This is a genomic window from Ruegeria sp. CDSA141 (assembly GCF_059612005.1).
The window spans coordinates 96,288-115,054 of record NZ_JBXWPT010000001.1 but is presented as its reverse complement, the minus strand read 5'-3'; the positions used below and the strand labels follow the sequence as shown (position 1 = coordinate 115,054).

The following is an 18,767-nucleotide window of genomic DNA, read 5'->3' as shown; positions in this document are numbered from 1 at the left end:
CTCGTCATTATCCCTAGCCCCGGGCACGGAATGTTGACTGACGAGTCAATCACAAACCGTTTTAAGCCCGTTTGTCGAGGATTTCTTTGACGGTAATAAATCTTTTTTCTTGTTGAGCTCGAGTTTTTAGCCCTGACGGGTGAGTTTCAAACACTCAAAATTCCCATTGCAAAAGGAAGGCAAAACAAAACACTCTTTACATGACAGCTTTGAGGTTGGGTCTATGCGTTCATTTAAAGAGATCTATGATATTACCGCCTCTCGCCACGGTGGGGCCGAAGCCTTTGAAGCACAGCTGAACAAGCCCAAAAGCCACGAAGAACTGGCGGCAATGCCCGAGGACCGGTGGCTATCGATCATCACGAAATGCGTCTTTCAGGCCGGTTTCAACTGGAAGGTCATCGAAAACAAATGGGATGGGTTCGAAGCCGCCTTTGACGGTTTCGATGTGGGTCGGTGCGCGTTCATGGATGATGAAAAATTTGATGCCTTACTGCAAGACACACGCATTGTCCGCAATGGAACCAAGATCGCAGCAGTGCGGGACAACGCGGCGTTCCTTTTGGAACTGCGCGAAGAAGGCGGCGCGGGCAAGGTTCTGGGCGGCTGGCCCTCTGACGACTATATCAACCTTCTTGCCATGCTGGCCAAACGCGGGTCTCGTCTTGGCGGAGCTTCGGCGCAGTATGCGATGCGTTTCGCAGGGCGCGACAGTTTCATTCTGTCTCGGGACGTCACCGCCCGCCTGATCGCCGAAGGCGTGATCGACAAGCCCGCCACGTCGAAAAAAGCCATGGCGGCGGTGCAACGGGCCTTTAATTCATGGATGGATCAATCCAGCCGGTCTTTGACGGAAATCAGCCGGGTTTTGGCCATGAGCCTGTGAAAACGGTTTGCGGATCGCAAGCAGCGGACTAGGATTCACCTCATGGTTCTGCGCGTATTCCTGTGTGCTCTTTTGTTGCTGCCCTCCTGCGGTCGTCAATTGACAAAGCAAGAGCGTGATTTTGCGGATGCCATTCAGGGCGAAACCCTTAATCTTGACAGCGTGCGATTGGTCCAAGGTGCGCCGGTTGCCAACGTGACGTATTTCCGCGAGGAGCGCCCACGTCTGGCCTGCCGCGAGCGTATCCTTCCTCCGGTGGAACCCGGGCCTGTGACAGGCAGGCCAGCAGCCGTGGCCCTGTTCAACAAGGTTTACTTTGCGCGCGACTGGTATCTGGAAGACTACATGTCTGATTTTCCGGATCAGATGAACCTGGTGGCCGCGATGTTGCTGGCCCATGAACTGACGCATGTCTGGCAGTGGCAAAACCGCCGGACCACCGGTTACCACCCGCTGCGTGCTGCGGCGGAACATGGTGGGCGCAGCGATCCGTATCTATTCGACCTCGAAACGTCGCCGGACTTCCTGTCCTACGGGTTTGAACAGCAGGGCGCCATTGTCGAGGAATACGTTTGCTGCCGTGCGCTGGACCCTCAGGCCACCCGAACCAAACGGCTGCACGCGATGCTGAGCGCGCATTTTGATCTGTCACCGCTTCCGCAAAAAGGGCGTGAGCGCGCAATCTTACTTCCCTGGAGCGAGGCCGAGATCGACGGAATTTGCAGCGGAACCTAGTTCTGCTGCAGTGTTTCCAGATAGGCCACCAGATCCACGATGGGCTGGCTCGTCAGAATAGGCTGACCTTGCGGCGTTTTCATGGATGTGTCCTGCCCATCAAAATAAGGGCCATAAACCGGCATCGGGCTACCATGACTGACCAATGGGTCCCGACCATCAATGCGGGCGACAACGCTGGCAGTCGGGAACACGCCTTCTTCGTTGGACAAAGTGGTCAGATCGCTCGGTTGAACCACCAACACGGCTGCCATCGGACCCTGCCCCATTGCATCGATCCCATGGCAGGTCGCGCAATGGTGCAAATAAAGTTCTTCTCCGGTCTTCGCGTCTTGTGCCCAAGCGGCCTGCCAAGCAGCAGCCGAAACCCCAAGAACCAGTACTCCGATTGTTGCCTTGAACATCGTATCCTCCTGCCAAGATTGACATTTGCAGGGTTGCCCGATGGGCGTCTTGGCGCAATGATCCAGATCAACGAAAATGCTGCAGAGGGTTCGGGCAATGACACAATACGCCGCCATCATGCTGGCCGCCGGATTTGGAATTCCGATCCTGGCCGCGCTTAACGCGGCGCTGGGCAAAGTCATCGGGTCGCCAACGACGGCTGCTGTTGTGCTGTTTGCCATTGCCTTCATCGCCTCGGCGTTGATCATGGCGCTGTTTCCCGGATTTGCGGCCTTGTCCAAGGTTGCCCAGGCGCCGAAACACCTGTTGCTTGCAGGTGTCCTGATTGCTTTCTATGTCCTGTCGATCACCCACGTCGCACCACATTTTGGCGTGGGCAACGCTGTATTCTTTGTGCTGCTCGGGCAATTGATCAGCGCCGCGGCCATCGACCATTTCGGCCTGTTCGGCGCACAGGTCGAGCCGCTTACTTTCATGCGGATGGGCGGGATCGCTGTCATGGCCATTGGCGTTGCGATCACTCAACTGGCCTGAGGACCCCGCTCTCAAGCCGAACCATCCGGTCCATGCGAGCCGCCAGGTCAAGGTTGTGGGTAGCTATCAACGCCGACAACCCTTCGTCCCGTACCAGCTTCATCAATGTATCAAAGACCTGATCCGAGGTTTCGGGGTCCAGATTGCCCGTCGGTTCATCCGCCAACAAAACACGGGGCGCATTGGCCAATGCCCGGCAAAACGCCACCCGTTGTTGCTCCCCACCAGAGAGCGCCGCGGGGCGGTGGCTGGCGCGTGCGGCCACGCCGACACGGTCCAGCAGGTCCAGCGCTCGGGCCTGTGCGGCCTTGTCCGACACACCATTGGCCAGTTGCGGCAGAGTGGTGTTTTCCAATGCCGTGAATTCCGGCAGCAAGTGGTGGAATTGATATACGAACCCGACATCCTGACGACGCAATGCGGTTCTGATCCGGTCGCCTTTGCCCGACACATTCCGCCCGCCGATTTCGACGGTTCCTTCGTCGGGCATGTCCAGCAGGCCAGCGATATGCAGAAGCGTTGATTTACCTGCCCCTGAGGGTGCAACCATCGCTACGGCCTCACCCGCGCGCAGATCCAGATCAACTCCGCGCAAGACCTGCACTTCGCCCGGCTTGCCTTTCAGATAGGTCTTGGTCAGACCCTTCAGACGCAATGTGACATCATTCATAGCGCAACGCCTCGACCGGGTTCAGCCGCGCCGCTCGACGGGCAGGAAAATAGGTGACGACAAAGGACAGGCCAAGCGACAGACCGATGGCCTTGAGCACATCGTTCAGGTGCAGCTCGGCAGGTAAAGCATAGATGCCCCGGATCGACGGATCCCAGACGCCGCCGCCCATCACGTAATTCACGAACGAAAAGATCGGATCGATATAGATCGCGAAGAGGCACCCAAGGATGACCCCCAAAGCCGTTCCGATCAGACCGGTAAAAGCGCCGCAGATGAAAAAGACACGCAGAATCGATCCTTCGCTTAGGCCGATGGTGCGCAGGATGCCGATATCGCGGCCCTTGTTCTTGACTAGCATGATCAGGCCCGAGACGATATTCATCGCGGCGATCAGAACGAGGATCGAGAGGATGATGAACATTACGTTATCCTCGACTTCCAATGCCCGCAGGAACCCACCGGATGCATCCTGCCAGGTCCAGATCTGGCTGCGCTCGCCTGATGCCTCGAGGATGGAAATCAGGATCGGGCCCAGTTCTTCGGGCTTTTCCACCATCACTTCGATCTCATCCGCCACACCTTCGCGATTGAAAAAGCCCTGCGCCTGCGAAAACGGCATGTAGACACGCGTGCGGTCGATGTCATAGCGCCCGGCCGAGAACACATAGACAACGCGATAGGCATTCACGCGGGGCGAAGTACCGAAGGCGGTTTTTACCCCGTTGGGCGAGGTCAACTTGACGACGTCCCCCACGGTGGCGCCTATGCTGCGCGCCACGCCTGACCCAATTGCAATGACATCCTCACCCGTCTGAAATTCTGACAAGTCCCCCACAGCCTGCTCTGCCTGGGCAATACCCGGCAGATCGAGTAGATCATCGGGACGGATGCCAAACACCTCAACGCCGCTGCTGCGGTCGCGGTTGGTGATCAGCACCTGCCCCTTCACCAAAGGAGCTGCGCGTTGAACGCCGGGCACTTGTGCGATACGGGCGGCGCGTTCCTCATAGTCGGCGATTATGCGATCCACCCGCCCCTGGGCATCGATCTCGCCTGACGAATAGACCGTCACATGCGCGTTGGCGCCCAGAATGGTGCCGACAAATTCCGAACGGAATCCGGACCGGACCGCCAGTGTCGCGATCAGGGCAAACACAGCCAGTGTGATCCCGATCAGCGAAATCCAGGTCATCACACTGACGCCGCCTTCGGCCCTGCGGGCCCGCAGATAACGCCAGGCTATTTTCCATTCAAAAGAGGCAAAGGGCGGGGGGGTCTTGGCCATACCTGCTCCGGGTGTTCTTGTTCGCGGGGACAGTTTCGGCATTTCACCCGATGGTCAAGCCGGTTGTCCCTCTGACCCGACTCCTCAGCCTGAATGAGCCGAATCAACTCGGTGTGCAACTGGAACGATTGAGCCAAACGGATGACTTCGGAAGCTGGCGTTACACCATGAGTTGTGAAGCGCATCACAGACAAACCGATATTGTTTCATGTATGAAGTTAATCATCGCGCTTTGTGAGCTCCTGAATCGAAAAGGCAACAATGGGCGCGAAATTTTATTACTCTTTTTGATTATTTTCAGAAACTTTGTCACCCTGCCTACGGGGGAACACATTTAAGGAGCGGGGGTCGCTCAATGAATTTTCAAATTTCAACCAACGGTGCGGGGGTTATTCCGTCCCGCCAAGCATCGACAGAACTGGATTGCGAGACAGCGGCGCTGCTGCGTGCGGCCATTCGGCCAATCTTTGCCAGCGCGGCAAGCTGGGGCAATCTGACGGATATTCTGAAAGACAAAGGGTACCGTCTGGTTTTCCGGCAAGGTCGTCTGTGTTTAACGGATCGAACCACGGACGCGCGGGTTTGCGGGTTGCAGTTTCTGGGCCTTGAGTTTCGCGAACTGGTCAGTCGACTGGGCCGACCGATCGTGGTGGCACGGGGCGACGGGGCCAATGGGGACATCCTGGCAAAGCGTCCGACAGCGGACCAAAGCTGAAGTCTGAACCGGGTGTCCTGGTCAGGCCGCGAGTGGCGGCCAGAGCAATATCATGGCCGCCTTCATGGATCAGGTCAGTTTAACGTGACAATCAGAGCAGGTACGGATGCCTGTGCTCAGGCAATCTGCTCGTAGATTTCAGCAACTTTGGTAACGGCGACCTCGGGGCTCAGTTCCTCGCTTTCGCCGGTCCGGCGGCAGGTCAGTTCAACAACACCATTCTTCAGACCACGCGGACCGACCGTGATCCGCCACGGCAGACCAATCAGATCCATGGTCGCAAACTTGCCCCCTGCCCGTTCGTTGCGATCATCATAGAGCGGTTCCAGCCCCAAGGCCGTCAGAGCGTTATAGATTTTGTCGCAGGCGGCGTCAGCTTCTTCATCACCCTGCTTCAGATTCACGATGCCACAATGGTACGGGGTCACACCCTCGGGCCATATGATGCCTTTGTCGTCATGGCTGGCCTCGATGATCGCGCCGACCAGACGACTGACGCCTATCCCGTGGCTGCCCATATGCACCGGAACCGGTTTTCCATCAGGGCCCTGCACAGTCGCGCCAAGCGGCTCGGAATACTTCGTGCCGAAGTAGAAGATCTGCCCAACTTCGATACCACGCGCCACGCGGCGGCGTTCTTCGGGGATCTGATTGAACAGCGCCTCGTCATGCGTTTCATCAGTGCGTGCATATTTCGAGGTGAACTCTTCCAGAATGGCCTGACACTGCTCGTGGCTGTCATAGTCAATCTCACGATCACCAAAGGTCAGGTCGGTGACGGCGCTGTCATAGAAGACCTCGGATTCGCCGGTATCGGCCAGAACCAGGAATTCATGCGTATCATCGCCGCCGATGGGTCCGGAATCTGCGCGCATCGGGATCGCCTGAAGGCCCATGCGCTCATAGGTGCGCAGATAGCTGACAAGATGGCGGTTATAGGCGTGCAACGCGTCTTCTTTCGTGAGGTCGAAGTTATATCCGTCCTTCATATAGAACTCACGGCCCCGCATCACGCCGAAACGCGGGCGGATTTCGTCACGGAACTTCCACTGAATCTGATAGAGCGTCAGCGGCAGGTCTTTGTAGCTGTTCACGTGGCCACGGAAGATATCAGTTACCAATTCTTCGGCTGTGGGTGTGAACAGCATGTCACGGTCATGTCGGTCCTTCATCCGCAGCATCTCCTGACCATAATCATCATACCGCCCGGATTCACGCCACAGATCCGCCGACTGGATGATGGGCATCTGAATCGCGATGTGACCGGCCCGCGCCTGTTCTTCGTGGACGATGTTTTCCAACTTGCGCAGCACTTTGAAACCCAGCGGCAGCCAGGAATATATCCCGGCAGAGGCCTGCTTGATCATCCCGGCACGCAGCATCAGCCGATGGCTGACGATCTGGGCCTCGGAAGGGTTTTCCTTGAGAACGGGCAGAAAGTAACGGCTGAGGCGCATGGGTTAACCTTCAAAGGTAAATTTCGACTTCAAAGGTGATTATGTCAAACCACCGCCGGGGGCAATCGGGCATTGGTGTTTTTGCGACTTCGCATCAGTCGGTTTTTTGATTGACCCTCCAATCAGGAACTCCAATTGTGGCGCAAACTCAAAACCCATGAGGCCTTGATGCAGACCATTCAGGAACCCGCCCGCAGCATTCCCGTTATCCACTCTACAGACGTGCTGGTCGTCGGGTCCGGTCCTGCCGGTTTGGCCACAGCACTGGCCGCAGCGCGGACCGGTGTGGACGTCTCGCTGGTTGACCGGTTCGGGTGCATGGGCGGCAACATCACCGCCGTCGGCGTCGAAGGATTCGCGTGGTACCGACACGAGCAAACCGTCGAGGCAGGCGGCATCGGGATGGAATTTGAAACCCGCGCCAAAGAGATGGGCGCGGCGGTGCCCGAAAGCCAGTCGCTCAGCTATGAACTCGACAGTGAGGGGTTCAAGCTGGTGGCGGACAAGCTGGTCGAAGAGGCGGGTGTTTACCCAATGCTGCACCGGCAATTCGTCGCCCCCATCATGGAAGGTGACCGGATCATCGGCATCATCACCGAATCCAAGGCCGGGCGTGAGGCGATACTGGCCAAGGTGGTAATCGATGCCACCGGCGACGCCGATGTGGCCCATCGCGCGGGGGCTCCGACGCATAAAACGCCACGGGAAGACATGATGGCCGCGTCTGTCATGTTCCACCTGGCGGGCGTCGACAAACGTGCCTTTATCGAGGGCGTCAAAGCAGACCCGCAGACCTACAAGGACTGGGGCGGCGGCGGTGAGTGGAATATCGAAACCAGCGGGAAAGAGGACGACATGTTCTCACCCTTCGTGCACAAGCCCTTCCAGCAGGCGATTGATGAAGGTCTGATCCCGCCGAATCTGAACACCATCGCCGGCACCTGGGGCGCGATGCATGACACAGGCGAACTCACCTACATGAACCTCATCCACCTGGCCGAGATCGATGGTACCGACCCCGACAGCCTGACGCGCGGTGAAATCGAAGGGCGCCGCCAATCGATGATGGCTATCGAAGCTTTGCGCCGGTTTATGCCCGGTTGCGAGAACGCGCGGCTGCGGAATTTCGGGATGACCATCGGTATTCGTGACACCCGCAAGATCGATGCGATTTACAACGTGACCGAAAACGACGCCCGTCATCAGGGCCGGTTCGAGGACACGATCGGCATCTACCCCGAATTCATCGACGGGTATGGCATCCTGATCCTGCCGACCACGGGGCGGTATATGCAGGTCCCGTACCGCTCGATGCTGCCTAGGGGCATCAAAGGCCTGTTGGTTGCGGGACGGTCACACGGTGCCGACCGGGTGGCCCATGCTGCCACGCGAAACATGGCCTGCTGCGCAGTCATGGGTCAGGGCGCGGGCGTTGCAGCCGCGATGTCGCTGAAGGGCAATCAGGAACTGGATCAATTGAATCTGGCACCTGTACACACGGAACTAGAGCGTCAGGGGGTCAGGATTCACTAATGGACAACATTCCGACAATAGACATCTCGCCGCTGTACGATCATGGCACCGCAGCCTTTGATGCGACGGTACAGAGCATTATTGAAGCCTGCGCGGGGATCGGGTTTCTGTCCATCACCGGGACAGATGTGTCTCAGCAATGTGTGGATCACGTCCGTCAGACCACACGAGAGATCTTTGCCATCACAGACTCCCGCAAATGGGATCAGGCCATCACGCGCGAGAATTATCGCGGTTTTATCCCGATGGGTTTTTTCACACCCAACGATGGATCCGGGAAAGCCGACAAATACGAGGGTTACAAACTGCACCACGAGGTTGCCGCCACCGATCCCGTGCGCGCTGAGTGTGCCCTGTACGGCCCGAACCTGTGGCCCGCTGAAGTCCCCGAGGCCAAAGAGGTCATCCTGAGTTATTGGAGTCAATTGGACCGTGTCACTGATCTGTTGCTGGGCGCATTGGAATCCGGCCTGGGCTTGACCTCTGGCATTTTGCGCGACGCGTTCCGAAACCCGATGACCAATATGACACTGCTACACTATCCCCCGCAGGCTGCGGATGAAGCGGGCTATGGCATCCATCCGCACAAGGATACGGACGCACTGACCATCATCGCGCCTGACCCGGTGGGCGGGCTCGAGGTGCAGACCCGCAGCGGCAAGTGGATTTCACCGGACTGCCCACTTGGCGGCTTTGTGGTTAATATCGGCGACATGCTGGAGCTGTGGTCAGGCGGGCGGTTGAAATCCACGCCACATCGGGTGGTGAACAGATCGGGCAAAGAGCGGTACTCGTTCCCCTATTTCGCCGTACCCCGCCATGACGTCATTGTTGAACCATTGTTGCCCGCCCTGCCCGGCTTCGACCGTCCGGCAGTTCATTGTGGTCACTGGTCGGCGGAAATCTGGCGCACCAACTGGCCCGATGAAACCGCGGAAGAAGGCACCCCGGAACTGGGGACGTTGCACGATTGAAGCCGGCAAAGCCCTTCCCAATGAAGCGCTTGCATCATGGGCTTTGATACGCCAAGAACACCGGCAAGGGCCTGAACAAGGGGATCGCCATGGCTTTGCCGGTAAAGGATCAGCTGAGATACTGGAGCGTCGCCGCTGCGGTCTTTGTGTTGATCCTCTGGGCCTTGGGGGATGTCCTGCTGCCCTTCGTCATTGGCGGAGCAATTGCATACTTCCTTGATCCCGTTGCGGATCGGCTGGAGCGGCTGGGCCTGTCGCGTATGGCCGCCACGGCAATTATCACCGTCGTAGGTGTTTTGGGATTTGTACTTGCAATTTTGATGGTGGTACCTGCTCTTATCACCCAGCTGCTGGATCTGATCGACGTTCTGCCCGATCTGTTCAAGCAATTGCGCGGGTTCATTGAAAAACAGTTCCCGTCCTTACTGGATCGGGAGTCGAACACGCATCAGATGCTTTTGTCCTTCGGCGAAACACTGAAATCCAAGACAGGGGATGTTCTGGAAACGGTTATTGCTTCACTTGGGTCTGCGATAAATATTGTTGTCCTTCTGGTGATCGTACCCGTCGTGGCTGTTTACTTGCTGCTGGACTGGGATCGCATGATCGCCCGCATTGGAGAGCTCCTGCCGCGTGACCATGCCCCCACCATCAGGCGGCTGGCCGGTGAGATTGACGCCGTGCTGGCCTCTTTCGTGCGCGGGATGGGAACGGTCTGCCTGATCCTTGGCACCTATTATGCGGTTGCCCTGATGCTTGCCGGTCTGCAATTTGGCCTGATTGTGGGTTTCATTGCGGGATTGGTCACGTTCATCCCTTATCTGGGCGCCCTGATCGGAGGCTCATTGGCCATCGGGCTGGCGCTGTTTCAGTTCTGGGGTGATTGGGCTCATATCGGGCTGATCGCGGGCATCTTTGCCATCGGACAGGTCACCGAGGGAAATTTCCTGACACCCAAGCTGGTGGGCAGCTCTGTCGGGCTGCACCCGGTCTGGCTGCTGCTGGCCCTGTCTGTCTTTGGGGCTTTGTTCGGGTTTGTCGGCATGCTGATCGCCGTGCCCGTGGCCGCAGCATTGGGCGTGCTGACCCGATTTGCCACATCGCTGTACCTGGACAGCCGACTTTATACCGGTCTTGAAGGTCAGGATCAGGAAACCGAGTAAATGGCCCGACAACTCAGCTTTGATCTGCCCGCCAAGACTGCGCTCGGGCGAGAAGATTTCTTTGTGTCGCCAGCCAATGCTTTGGCCGTGACGATGATCTCGGCCACATCCTGGCCGGGAAACAAGCTCGTTCTGACTGGCCCGGCTGGCGCAGGAAAAACCCATCTGGCGCATGTCTGGGCTGCGGAAACCGGCGGACGCATCATTCAGGCCGCTGACCTGCGGTATGACGACGTCCCGGATCTGGCACGCAGGCCAATTGCCGTCGAAGACGTGCCCATGATCGCCGACGATACCGACCAGCAAAAAACGCTTTTTCATCTGCACAATCTGGTTCTGGCCGAAGGGAACGCCCTGCTGATGACTGGTCGGCTGGCCCCGAAATTCTGGGAATTGCCACTGGCCGACCTGCAAAGCCGGGTCGAAGGCGCCCATCACGTGGCGCTGGATCCGCCCGACGATGCGTTGCTGGGTGCGGTTCTGGCCAAACTGTTCGTAGATCGGCAGCTGAACCCCGGCCCCGAGGTAATCGCCTATCTGGTCAAACACATGGATCGGCGATTTGAAACTGCGGCCGACGTGGTTGCGCAGCTGGATCAATTGGCCCTCATGGAAAAGCGCGACATCACCCGTTCCCTGGCCGTGCGGGTCCTGAACATGAGCCCGGATGAGATCGAGACGGGTGATTGACCCGCACCCGCCAATTTCGCATCCTCACACAGCATTATCTGGAAGACACATGGATCAGACCGCTGCAACCGACATCCCTGATTGGGGGCCTTTCGGAAAGCCACTGTTCGACGAGCCTGGAACCCGGGCATTGTCGCGTGTCGGAGTTGTCGATGTCGGATCCAACTCGGTCCGAATGGTCATCTTTGACGGTGCGGCCCGATCGCCGGCCTATTTCTACAATGAAAAGGTCATGTGCGAATTGGGCGCGGGCCTGTCCGAGACCGGTCGACTGAATCCGCGTGGACGCGAATGTGCGCTGGCGGCGCTGCGACGGTTTCAGAATCTGGCGGTGGATCTGGAATTGCCGGGTCTGCATGTCGTGGCCACGGCAGCTGTACGCGAGGCCAAGGACGGACCGGATTTCTGCAATCAGGTGAAGGCGGAAACCGGGCTGCACGTGGAAGTCATCACCGGAGAAGAAGAAGCCCGTTTTTCAGCTCAGGGTGTGTTGCTGGGATGGCCCGGCGCCTATGGCCTGATCTGCGACATCGGCGGATCTTCGATGGAGCTGGCCGAGATCGGGGACGGTCAGGTGGGCCGCCGCCTGACCTCGGCGCTCGGGCCACTGAAACTGCGAGATATCAAGGGCGGACGGCGTGCACGCAAGGCCCATATCAAAAGCACGATGGAAAAGCTGCGCGATGAGATGGGTCCGCAGCGGGATCGTCTGTTTCTGGTTGGCGGCAGCTGGCGGGCATTTGCCCGGCTGGACATGCTGCGGCGAGGCTATCCGCTGATCGTTCTGCATGAATACCGCATGACGACAAAACAGGTCCGCGAAACGATCAAGTTCATTGAAAAGAACGATCATGAAAAGCTGCGCAGCCAGGCCGGTGTATCCAGCTCGCGCATGTCGCTCATCCCCTACGCGATGGATGTTCTGGCCCGGCTGATCCGAACGTTCAAACCAAAGGATATCGCCATTTCCAGCTACGGTATCCGTGAAGGATTGCTGTATGAACAGATGTCGCAGGAATTACGCGACCGCGACCCGTTGATCGAAGCAAGCCTTTTTTCCGAATCCAAGGATGCCCGCCTGCCCGGATTTGGTCGCAACCTCTACGATTTCGTGATGCCGCTGTTCAAATCTGCCCCCCCCAGCAGCGTTCGACTGATCAAGGCTGCGTGCCTTCTGCACGATGTCAGCTGGCGTGCTCATCCCGACTACCGGGCCGAAGTCTGTTTCGACAACGTCACCCGCGCCAATCTGGGTGGTTTGAAGCATTCCGAACGTGTCTTTATCGGGCTGGCCTTGCAGCACCGGTATCGCAACAAACGCGAGGGCAACCGGTTTGCACCCTTGTATGATCTGCTGGACGAAAAAGGCCAGAAAGAGGCCGAGATCTTGGGCAAGGCGATGCGCTTTGGCGCGATGCTGTGGATGCATAATGACGCCAATATGGGGCGCCTGAAATTCTACCCCAAAAAGCGCGAGTTGGAGCTGTATCTGCCCGAAGCAGCGGCCCCCCTGTTCAGCGAAGTTGCCGAAGCGCGCCTGAATTCTCTGGCAAACGCCCTGAAATCCGATACGCGCGTGATCATCAAGGGCTGACCATCGATCCGATCAGATATCAGTTGCCCCTTCGGGCAACTCATCACTCTCGTCTTCAGGCTCTGGCAGTTCCTCGGCCTGCTTCCTTCGGATGATGATGTCGCCATTGGGCAAGATCTCGGGCGCTTCATAAGCGCTCCAGTCCTTGATCTCAGCCCCCAGCTCGGCCAATGCTGGGCCCATTTCCCGCAAGAACGACTGCAACGCCGGGCCAAACTCATCCGCGAGGCCCAGCAGCTCATCCAGCGCCGGATCCATTTCCTTGCGCAGACCTTCAAAAAACAGTTCAGCCCCCTGCTCCATCAGGGATTTGCTGTTTTCCTCCTGCGACATGGCGGGTGCGGCAATGCCAGCCGTGATCATGCTGATCAGCAAAACGTGTTTCATACCTGATATATAGTCCCCCTGCCGCAGGCGTGAAAGGTCACAGGTCGATGTCCAGCGTGACCGGGAAATGATCCGACGCCGTCAACAGCGCCTGTCGCAGGTCCGGTGCGGACCAGCAGACCGCGTCGCGAAACGGATGCCAAATACGCCAGCCCGGGCGGTATGCACGCAGATCCTGGGTAATCATTATATAATCCAGAAGAGCCTCGAGAAACCTGCCTTCTTTCGGGCGGGCAAAGCGGGCCGTAGAGGGTATCGATCCGGGCCGAAATCCATGAGCAGTCACCGCGTGCGGGTCGAACAACCCCGCTTGCAGCAAAATCTCGACCGAAGACCGGCCGAACAGATGTTCGAACTCATCCAGCCCGGGACCGTCGTTCAGGTCTCCCAGCAAAATGACAGGTTCTTGGCTTGCAACGTGAATCTCGACCCGCCTGGCCAGCCAGACCGCCTGCGCCAGTTGCTTGCGGCGGTTGGCAATCGAGATACGGATCGCCTCATCCCGCGACTCAGCCCCATGCGGAGCCTTGGATTTCAAATGAGCGCCGATCAGCCGGACCTCGCGGCCCGATTGCGTGGTCACCGCCAATTCCATCGGTGGTTTGGAAAACCGCACAACATCCTCGGTCGCATCTATATCCAGATCGATCCTGAACTCGCTATCGAACCGGGGGGCCAACGGGTCGTCGATGTCACCCCTGGGATCATGGCGCGCGGTAAGAACGGTCCTGTCGTAAAGCAGCGCCAGCTCCTGATGCGTGTCGTTGGCAAACCCCATCACCGCGTCAGAGGTGCGCAGATCAAATGCCTCGGCAAAGGTTTGCAGGGCCCGCACCGTATTCTGGCGTTTACCGGTGTTCGGAGCCTCGACGATCAATACCGCGTCTGCGTCAATCGCGGTCAGCACTTTGGCAATCGCCTCGACCTGCTGCGCCTTGGTGACGTCATGCCGACCGGACCAGGTGTCATCGACAATCAGATTGTCTTTTTGATCAAAAAGATTTGCGAACCATTCGATATTATAGGTCGCCAGCCGCATCCTGTCAGGCCCGCGCCCCGTTGATCTCATCCCAGGCGCGGTTGATATCGATCATCTTTTTCTCGGCCAGTCTGATCGCCTCTTCCGGGACACCGCGCGCCATCATGGCGTCCGGGTGCGTTTCGCGGACCAGTTGTCGCCAGACTTTGCGGATATCGGGCAATAGCATGTCCTGCGGCACACCCAGAACCGTGTAAGGATCTTTTGGAGCATCCGGCACAAATCGCGCCCGCAATGCTTTGAATTGAGCGTCGGTCTGCCCGAAGATCTTGCTCACTTCTTCCAAAAACGCGTTCTCATTGGGGTGGTAGAACCCATCGGCCATGGCGATGTGAAACAGCCCTTCCATCAGGTCGCAAAGCGTGGTGCTGTCTTCGGCAAACATCCGGGCGATTTTGCGGGCATAGTCTTGATACCCCGCCACATCCGTGCGGGCCATGTTGAAGACCCGCGCGGCACCTTCTTCGTCTTCACGCGCGATCTGAAACACATCGCGGAAGGCCGTAACCTCGTCTCGTGTCACCTGACCGTCTGCCTTGGCCATTTTTGCGCCCAGCGCAATCACTGCAATCGTGAACGCCACCGAACGTTCCGGGGGCGAACGCAGTTTTTCAAAAACTGCGGTCAGGCTTTCGCCTTGGGCCAGCGCACTGAGCGCTTCGGATATGCGGGTCCAGATCGACATGGGCATACACTAGCGTCACAATCCGGGACTGTCAGGTGCGACAGATCACTCAGGCGAAAGAATTTTCTGCATCAGCACAAGATCCAGCCGTTGACCCCATTTGAACCCTACTTCGGGCATTCGACCAACCTGCAAAAAGCCCAGCGCCGCGTGGAACGCCACAGCGCCCGGATTGGCCGAGGAGATGCCTGCAACCAACACATGCAGCCCGTCGGTTCGTGCGGCCTCCTCCAGCGCTTGCATCAAAGCACGCCCAACGCCCTTTTCGCGCGCGTCCGGTGACAGCTGGATCGAGTGTTCGCGCGTCTGCGCGTATCCGGGACCCGCACGAAACTGGGCATAGGTGGCAAAACCAACAACTTGCCCATCATGTTCGGCGACCAGAAATCCGGTGCCCCGCGCTGAGATGTCCTCGGTGATTTGCGTCGTGCTGCGCTCATCGGTCGTGAACGTGATCAAGGACTCGCGAATGATCGCATTGGTGATCCTGGCGATTGCGGGCGCATCCGCCCGCATGGCCGGGCGAATGATCATTCCAGCACCCGAATCCCATGAGGAGTCTCGAATTCCGCCCTGAGCGCGGCCGGGCCGGTGTCGAACACCACATGATCCAATGCACCCAGATGTTTGGCCAGCGTCAATGCATCCGGGTGGTACACAACCAAACGCCGCAGCCGACAGGCGCTGTCTTGCAGCATGTCGACCGGGTGAAGGTCGCCCTGCCATTCAATAAGTGCGGGAAACAGGTTGTCGAACGGCAAGCGCCCGGTTGGCGGAACCGCCATGCGCCATCGTAACGCCCCCCGGGTCAGGTCGATCGGTTTCCCGACACCATCTGGAAACATCGAAAGCGAGGCTTCGATATCCTCGACCCGGCAAATCCAGTTGGTCAGACGCGGGCTGCCCTCAAAGCGGTCCAGATCGAACCACCGCGTTCTGCCCGGAGTTTGCGCCTGCGGGTCGATCGCAATCGCTTCCAGATAGAGCCCGCCCCTGAGACCCAGCAACTTGTTGTATGTCCCGAACGTCTCGTGCTTGCCGCCGGGTTGCAGCGCAACGCCAAGCGCTTGTTCGATATGGGCAGTTGCGTCTTCCAGCGTTTCACCCGCGACGGCCAGATGATCCAGTAACATGCGCCACCTCCTGCAAGTTTTACGGCCAGATCCTTGCGGATCTGGCCGTATGTTTTCGCCAAAGAGGCGCGATCACAAGAGGTTTCGAAGAAAAACCTGACCTTCGTCAGCCGCGCGCTTCGCTGATCAGGCGCAGGATGTCCTGAGCGGCCTCGGGAATGTTGGTGCCCGGACCAAAGATGGCCTTGACCCCATGATCGTATAGGAACTGGTAGTCCTGCTGCGGGATCACCCCGCCGCAGATCACGATGATGTCCTCGGCCCCGGCCTTTTTCAGCTCTTCCACCAGTTGCGGGGCCAATGTCTTGTGCCCTGCCGCCTGCGAGGAAATGCCGACCACATGCACGTCATTGTCGACCGCGTCCTGCGCAGCCTCAGCCGGTGTCTGGAACAAGGGGCCCACGTCCACGTCAAACCCGATATCGGCAAAAGCGGTCGCGATGACCTTGGCACCCCGGTCGTGTCCGTCCTGCCCCATCTTGACCACCAGCAGACGGGGGCGGCGGCCTTCGGCCTCGGCGAATTCCTCAATGGATTTCTGGATCGCGGCAAAGCCTTCGTCACCCTCATAGGCCGCGCCATAAACGCCGGCCAGGGTTTTCACCTCGGCGCGGTGGCGGCCGAATTCCTTCTCCATTGCCATGCTGATCTCTCCTACGGATGCGCGGGCACGGGCGGCCTCGACGGCGGCGGCCAGCAGGTTTCCTCCCTCGCGGGTGGTCGTGGTCAGTGCGTCCAGTGCCTGTTGACTGGCGGCCTCGTCCCGCGTTGCACGGATACGTTCCAGCCGTGCGACCTGAGCTTCGCGTACGGCCACGTTGTCGACGTCCAGGATATCGATCGGGTCTTCCTGTTCCTTACGGTATTTGTTGACGCCGACGATGACCTCTTCACCCCGGTCGATCATGGCCTGACGGCGTGCCGCGCTTTCCTCGATCCGCAGCTTGGGCATACCCGAGGCCACGGCCTTGGTCATACCACCCATTTCCTCGACCTCTTCCATCAGGCCCCAGGCTTTTTCGACCAACTCATTGGTCAGGCTTTCGACATAGTAGGACCCGGCCAGCGGATCGACCACATCGGTTACACCGGTTTCTTCCTGAAGCACCAGTTGCGTGTTCCGTGCGATGCGGGCCGAGAAATCCGTGGGCAGGGCAATCGCCTCGTCCAGCGCGTTGGTGTGAAGCGACTGTGTGCCGCCCAGTACTGCACTCATGGCCTCATAGGCGGTACGGATGACGTTGTTGTAGGGGTCCTGTTCCTGCAAGCTGACACCCGAAGTCTGGCAGTGTGTCCGCAGCATCTTTGAGCGCTCGGACTTTGCCCCGAACTCGGTCATGACCCGGTGCCACAGCGTGCGTGCGGCACGCAGTTTGGCGATTTCCATGAAAAAGTTCATGCCGATGGCAAAGAAGAAGGAAAGGCGACCTGCAAACTTGTCGACGTCCATACCTGCTTCGGTCGCGGCCCGAACGTATTCGCGCCCATCGGCCAGCGTATAGGCCAGCTCCTGAACCAGGTTCGCCCCGGCCTCTTGCATGTGATAGCCCGAGATCGAGATCGAATTGAACTTGGGCATTTCATTCGAGGTGTATTCAATGATGTCCGAGATGATCTTCATCGACGGTTCGGGCGGATAGATATATGTGTTGCGCACCATGAACTCTTTCAGAATGTCGTTCTGAATGGTGCCGGACAGGACAGATTTGTCGTGCCCCTGTTCTTCACCCGCAACGATGAAATTCGCCAGAATCGGGATCACCGCACCGTTCATGGTCATCGAGACCGAGACCTTATCGAGCGGGATGCCGTCGAACAGGATCTTCATGTCTTCGACACTGTCGATGGCCACGCCAGCCTTACCAACATCACCAACCACCCGGGGATGGTCGCTGTCATAGCCGCGATGCGTCGCCAGATCGAACGCGACCGAAACCCCCTGCTGACCGGCCGCAAGATTGCGGCGGTAGAATGCGTTGGATTCTTCGGCGGTGGAAAAGCCCGCATATTGGCGGATCGTCCACGGACGGCCCGCATACATCGTGGCCTTCACGCCGCGTGTAAACGGACCAAAGCCCGGCAGCGAGCCCATATGCGGCAAAGCGGCGGTGTCTTCCTGCGTATAGAGCGGCTTGACTGCGATGCCTTCCAGAGTCTCTTTGGTCAGGTCGTCCAACGGACGTCCGCGCAGCTCTTTCTCGGCCAGCGCTTTCCAGTCCTTCGTGTCGGTCATTTCGGTTTCCTCTCGTCAATTCGGATGGCGGCAGTCGAAAGCTTCCGCATTGAGGTCTTGCACTTGGCCGTTTCATTCAGGCGCAAGCGCGACATTTTGAGTGTTTGGTACAAATCGTCGGTCGCAATCGGTGGCACAGAGGCTATATTCGAAGGAACAGGAGGCCACATGATACGCACGCTTGCCTTTGTTTTCTCGGCACTAATCCCGCTGTCCGTCTGGGCGGCGGATGGCACAGCGACGACGGATAACAGCTTTGTCCGCCCGGTAGGTGACAGCGAACTCAGCGATTTTCTCTGGGTCAGCCGCCCGATCGTGGTCTTTGCCGACACGCCGGCGGACCCGCGGTTCCAACAACAGATCGACATGTTGCTCGAAGGTGAGGCCGCCATGCGTGAACGCGACGTGGTGGTTCTGACCGATACCGATCCGTCGGCGCGGTCCCCGATCCGGTCACAGTTGCGGCCGCGTGGGTTCCAGATGGTATTCGTCGACAAGGACGGTGTGGTCAAACTGCGCAAACCTTCTCCGTGGAGCGTGCGCGAGATTGGCCGGTCCATCGACAAGACCCCCCTGCGCGAACGCGAAATCCGCGATCGCCGCGAAGGCGGCTGAACGCTTTCGCCACCCCGAAAGACCCCGGCAC

21 protein-coding genes are annotated in these 18,767 nt (G+C 58.5%); 11 read left to right on the top strand and 10 right to left on the bottom strand.

What is annotated here, in order from left to right; all coding sequences use genetic code 11:
* Positions 1 to 223 precede the first annotated feature (223 nt).
* Both AC2FLP_RS00585 and AC2FLP_RS00580 read left to right on the top strand, forming a co-directional pair.
* Positions 224 to 886, top strand: coding sequence for a DNA-3-methyladenine glycosylase I (locus tag AC2FLP_RS00585; protein WP_496681429.1), 663 nt, complete (start codon positions 224 to 226; stop codon positions 884 to 886).
* A 42-nt stretch (positions 887 to 928) separates the two neighbouring features.
* Positions 929 to 1,621 (top strand): hypothetical protein, encoded by a 693-nt coding sequence (locus tag AC2FLP_RS00580; protein WP_117868293.1) that lies wholly within the window; start codon positions 929 to 931, stop codon positions 1,619 to 1,621.
* On the opposite strand, the gene AC2FLP_RS00575 is transcribed toward AC2FLP_RS00580, so the two are convergent.
* Positions 1,618 to 2,025, bottom strand: a complete 408-nt coding sequence (locus tag AC2FLP_RS00575) for a c-type cytochrome (RefSeq protein WP_496681432.1) — start codon at positions 2,023 to 2,025, stop codon at positions 1,618 to 1,620. The genes AC2FLP_RS00580 and AC2FLP_RS00575 overlap by 4 nt on opposite strands.
* A gap of 97 nt (positions 2,026 to 2,122) precedes the next feature.
* Between AC2FLP_RS00575 and AC2FLP_RS00570 the strand changes: the two genes are divergently transcribed.
* Complete coding sequence (locus AC2FLP_RS00570; RefSeq protein ID WP_117868292.1) at positions 2,123 to 2,560, top strand: DMT family transporter; 438 nt, start codon at positions 2,123 to 2,125, stop codon at positions 2,558 to 2,560.
* Here AC2FLP_RS00570 and AC2FLP_RS00565 read toward each other — a convergent pair.
* Positions 2,544 to 3,230: an ABC transporter ATP-binding protein gene (locus AC2FLP_RS00565; RefSeq protein ID WP_496681435.1), complete on the bottom strand. Its 687-nt coding sequence runs from the start codon at positions 3,228 to 3,230 to the stop codon at positions 2,544 to 2,546. The genes AC2FLP_RS00570 and AC2FLP_RS00565 overlap by 17 nt on opposite strands.
* Complete coding sequence (locus tag AC2FLP_RS00560) at positions 3,223 to 4,518, bottom strand: lipoprotein-releasing ABC transporter permease subunit (RefSeq protein WP_496681437.1); 1,296 nt, start codon at positions 4,516 to 4,518, stop codon at positions 3,223 to 3,225. Before AC2FLP_RS00560 ends, AC2FLP_RS00565 begins: the two co-directional genes overlap by 8 nt.
* Before the next feature lie 50 nt (positions 4,519 to 4,568).
* Here AC2FLP_RS00560 and AC2FLP_RS00555 point away from each other — a divergent pair, with 50 nt between their 5' ends.
* Both AC2FLP_RS00555 and AC2FLP_RS00550 read left to right on the top strand, forming a co-directional pair.
* Positions 4,569 to 4,856: a hypothetical protein gene (locus tag AC2FLP_RS00555; protein ID WP_496681440.1), complete on the top strand. Its 288-nt coding sequence runs from the start codon at positions 4,569 to 4,571 to the stop codon at positions 4,854 to 4,856.
* A gap of 17 nt (positions 4,857 to 4,873) precedes the next feature.
* Positions 4,874 to 5,233, top strand: a complete 360-nt coding sequence (locus AC2FLP_RS00550) for a hypothetical protein (protein WP_299641745.1) — start codon at positions 4,874 to 4,876, stop codon at positions 5,231 to 5,233.
* 116 nt (positions 5,234 to 5,349) lie between these two features.
* Here AC2FLP_RS00550 and proS read toward each other — a convergent pair whose 3' ends face one another.
* Complete coding sequence (gene proS, locus AC2FLP_RS00545; protein ID WP_117868287.1) at positions 5,350 to 6,690, bottom strand: proline--tRNA ligase; 1,341 nt, start codon at positions 6,688 to 6,690, stop codon at positions 5,350 to 5,352.
* 168 nt (positions 6,691 to 6,858) lie between these two features.
* Here proS and AC2FLP_RS00540 point away from each other — a divergent pair, with 168 nt between their 5' ends.
* From AC2FLP_RS00540 to AC2FLP_RS00520, 5 genes are all read left to right on the top strand, one after another.
* Positions 6,859 to 8,223, top strand: coding sequence for an FAD-dependent oxidoreductase (locus AC2FLP_RS00540; RefSeq protein WP_496681443.1), 1,365 nt, complete (start codon positions 6,859 to 6,861; stop codon positions 8,221 to 8,223).
* Positions 8,223 to 9,197, top strand: a complete 975-nt coding sequence (locus AC2FLP_RS00535) for an isopenicillin N synthase family dioxygenase (protein ID WP_117868286.1) — start codon at positions 8,223 to 8,225, stop codon at positions 9,195 to 9,197. The genes AC2FLP_RS00540 and AC2FLP_RS00535 overlap by 1 nt, the downstream gene beginning before the upstream one ends.
* A gap of 89 nt (positions 9,198 to 9,286) precedes the next feature.
* On the top strand, positions 9,287 to 10,360 hold the full coding sequence (locus AC2FLP_RS00530) for an AI-2E family transporter (RefSeq protein ID WP_117868285.1): 1,074 nt from the start codon (positions 9,287 to 9,289) through the stop codon (positions 10,358 to 10,360).
* The gene (locus AC2FLP_RS00525; protein WP_496681446.1) at positions 10,361 to 11,050 is read left to right on the top strand and encodes a P-loop NTPase family protein; all 690 of its coding nucleotides are present in this window, start codon (positions 10,361 to 10,363) and stop codon (positions 11,048 to 11,050) included.
* Between the two features lie 49 nt (positions 11,051 to 11,099).
* Positions 11,100 to 12,644: a Ppx/GppA family phosphatase gene (locus tag AC2FLP_RS00520; protein WP_496681449.1), complete on the top strand. Its 1,545-nt coding sequence runs from the start codon at positions 11,100 to 11,102 to the stop codon at positions 12,642 to 12,644.
* A gap of 12 nt (positions 12,645 to 12,656) precedes the next feature.
* On the opposite strand, the gene AC2FLP_RS00515 is transcribed toward AC2FLP_RS00520, so the two are convergent.
* The 6 genes from AC2FLP_RS00515 to scpA form a co-directional block, all read right to left on the bottom strand.
* A complete protein-coding gene (locus AC2FLP_RS00515) occupies positions 12,657 to 13,031 on the bottom strand; it encodes a hypothetical protein (protein WP_496681452.1) in 375 nt (124 codons plus the stop codon).
* 37 nt (positions 13,032 to 13,068) lie between these two features.
* Positions 13,069 to 14,070, bottom strand: a complete 1,002-nt coding sequence (locus tag AC2FLP_RS00510) for an endonuclease/exonuclease/phosphatase family protein (protein WP_496681455.1) — start codon at positions 14,068 to 14,070, stop codon at positions 13,069 to 13,071.
* Positions 14,071 to 14,074: 4 nt separating this feature from the next.
* Positions 14,075 to 14,755: a molecular chaperone DjiA gene (locus AC2FLP_RS00505; RefSeq protein WP_299894896.1), complete on the bottom strand. Its 681-nt coding sequence runs from the start codon at positions 14,753 to 14,755 to the stop codon at positions 14,075 to 14,077.
* Between the two features lie 45 nt (positions 14,756 to 14,800).
* Positions 14,801 to 15,289, bottom strand: coding sequence for a GNAT family N-acetyltransferase (locus AC2FLP_RS00500; protein WP_496681458.1), 489 nt, complete (start codon positions 15,287 to 15,289; stop codon positions 14,801 to 14,803).
* The gene (locus tag AC2FLP_RS00495; protein WP_496681461.1) at positions 15,286 to 15,888 is read right to left on the bottom strand and encodes a VOC family protein; all 603 of its coding nucleotides are present in this window, start codon (positions 15,886 to 15,888) and stop codon (positions 15,286 to 15,288) included. The genes AC2FLP_RS00500 and AC2FLP_RS00495 overlap by 4 nt, the downstream gene beginning before the upstream one ends.
* A gap of 106 nt (positions 15,889 to 15,994) precedes the next feature.
* On the bottom strand, positions 15,995 to 18,121 hold the full coding sequence (scpA, locus tag AC2FLP_RS00490; protein ID WP_496681464.1) for a methylmalonyl-CoA mutase: 2,127 nt from the start codon (positions 18,119 to 18,121) through the stop codon (positions 15,995 to 15,997).
* Between the two features lie 168 nt (positions 18,122 to 18,289).
* Here scpA and AC2FLP_RS00485 point away from each other — a divergent pair, with 168 nt between their 5' ends.
* Positions 18,290 to 18,736 carry a DUF4174 domain-containing protein gene (locus tag AC2FLP_RS00485; protein WP_299894905.1) on the top strand — a complete coding sequence of 149 codons (447 nt, stop codon included), beginning with the start codon at positions 18,290 to 18,292 and terminating at the stop codon, positions 18,734 to 18,736.
* The last annotated feature ends 31 nt before the right edge of the window (positions 18,737 to 18,767 follow it).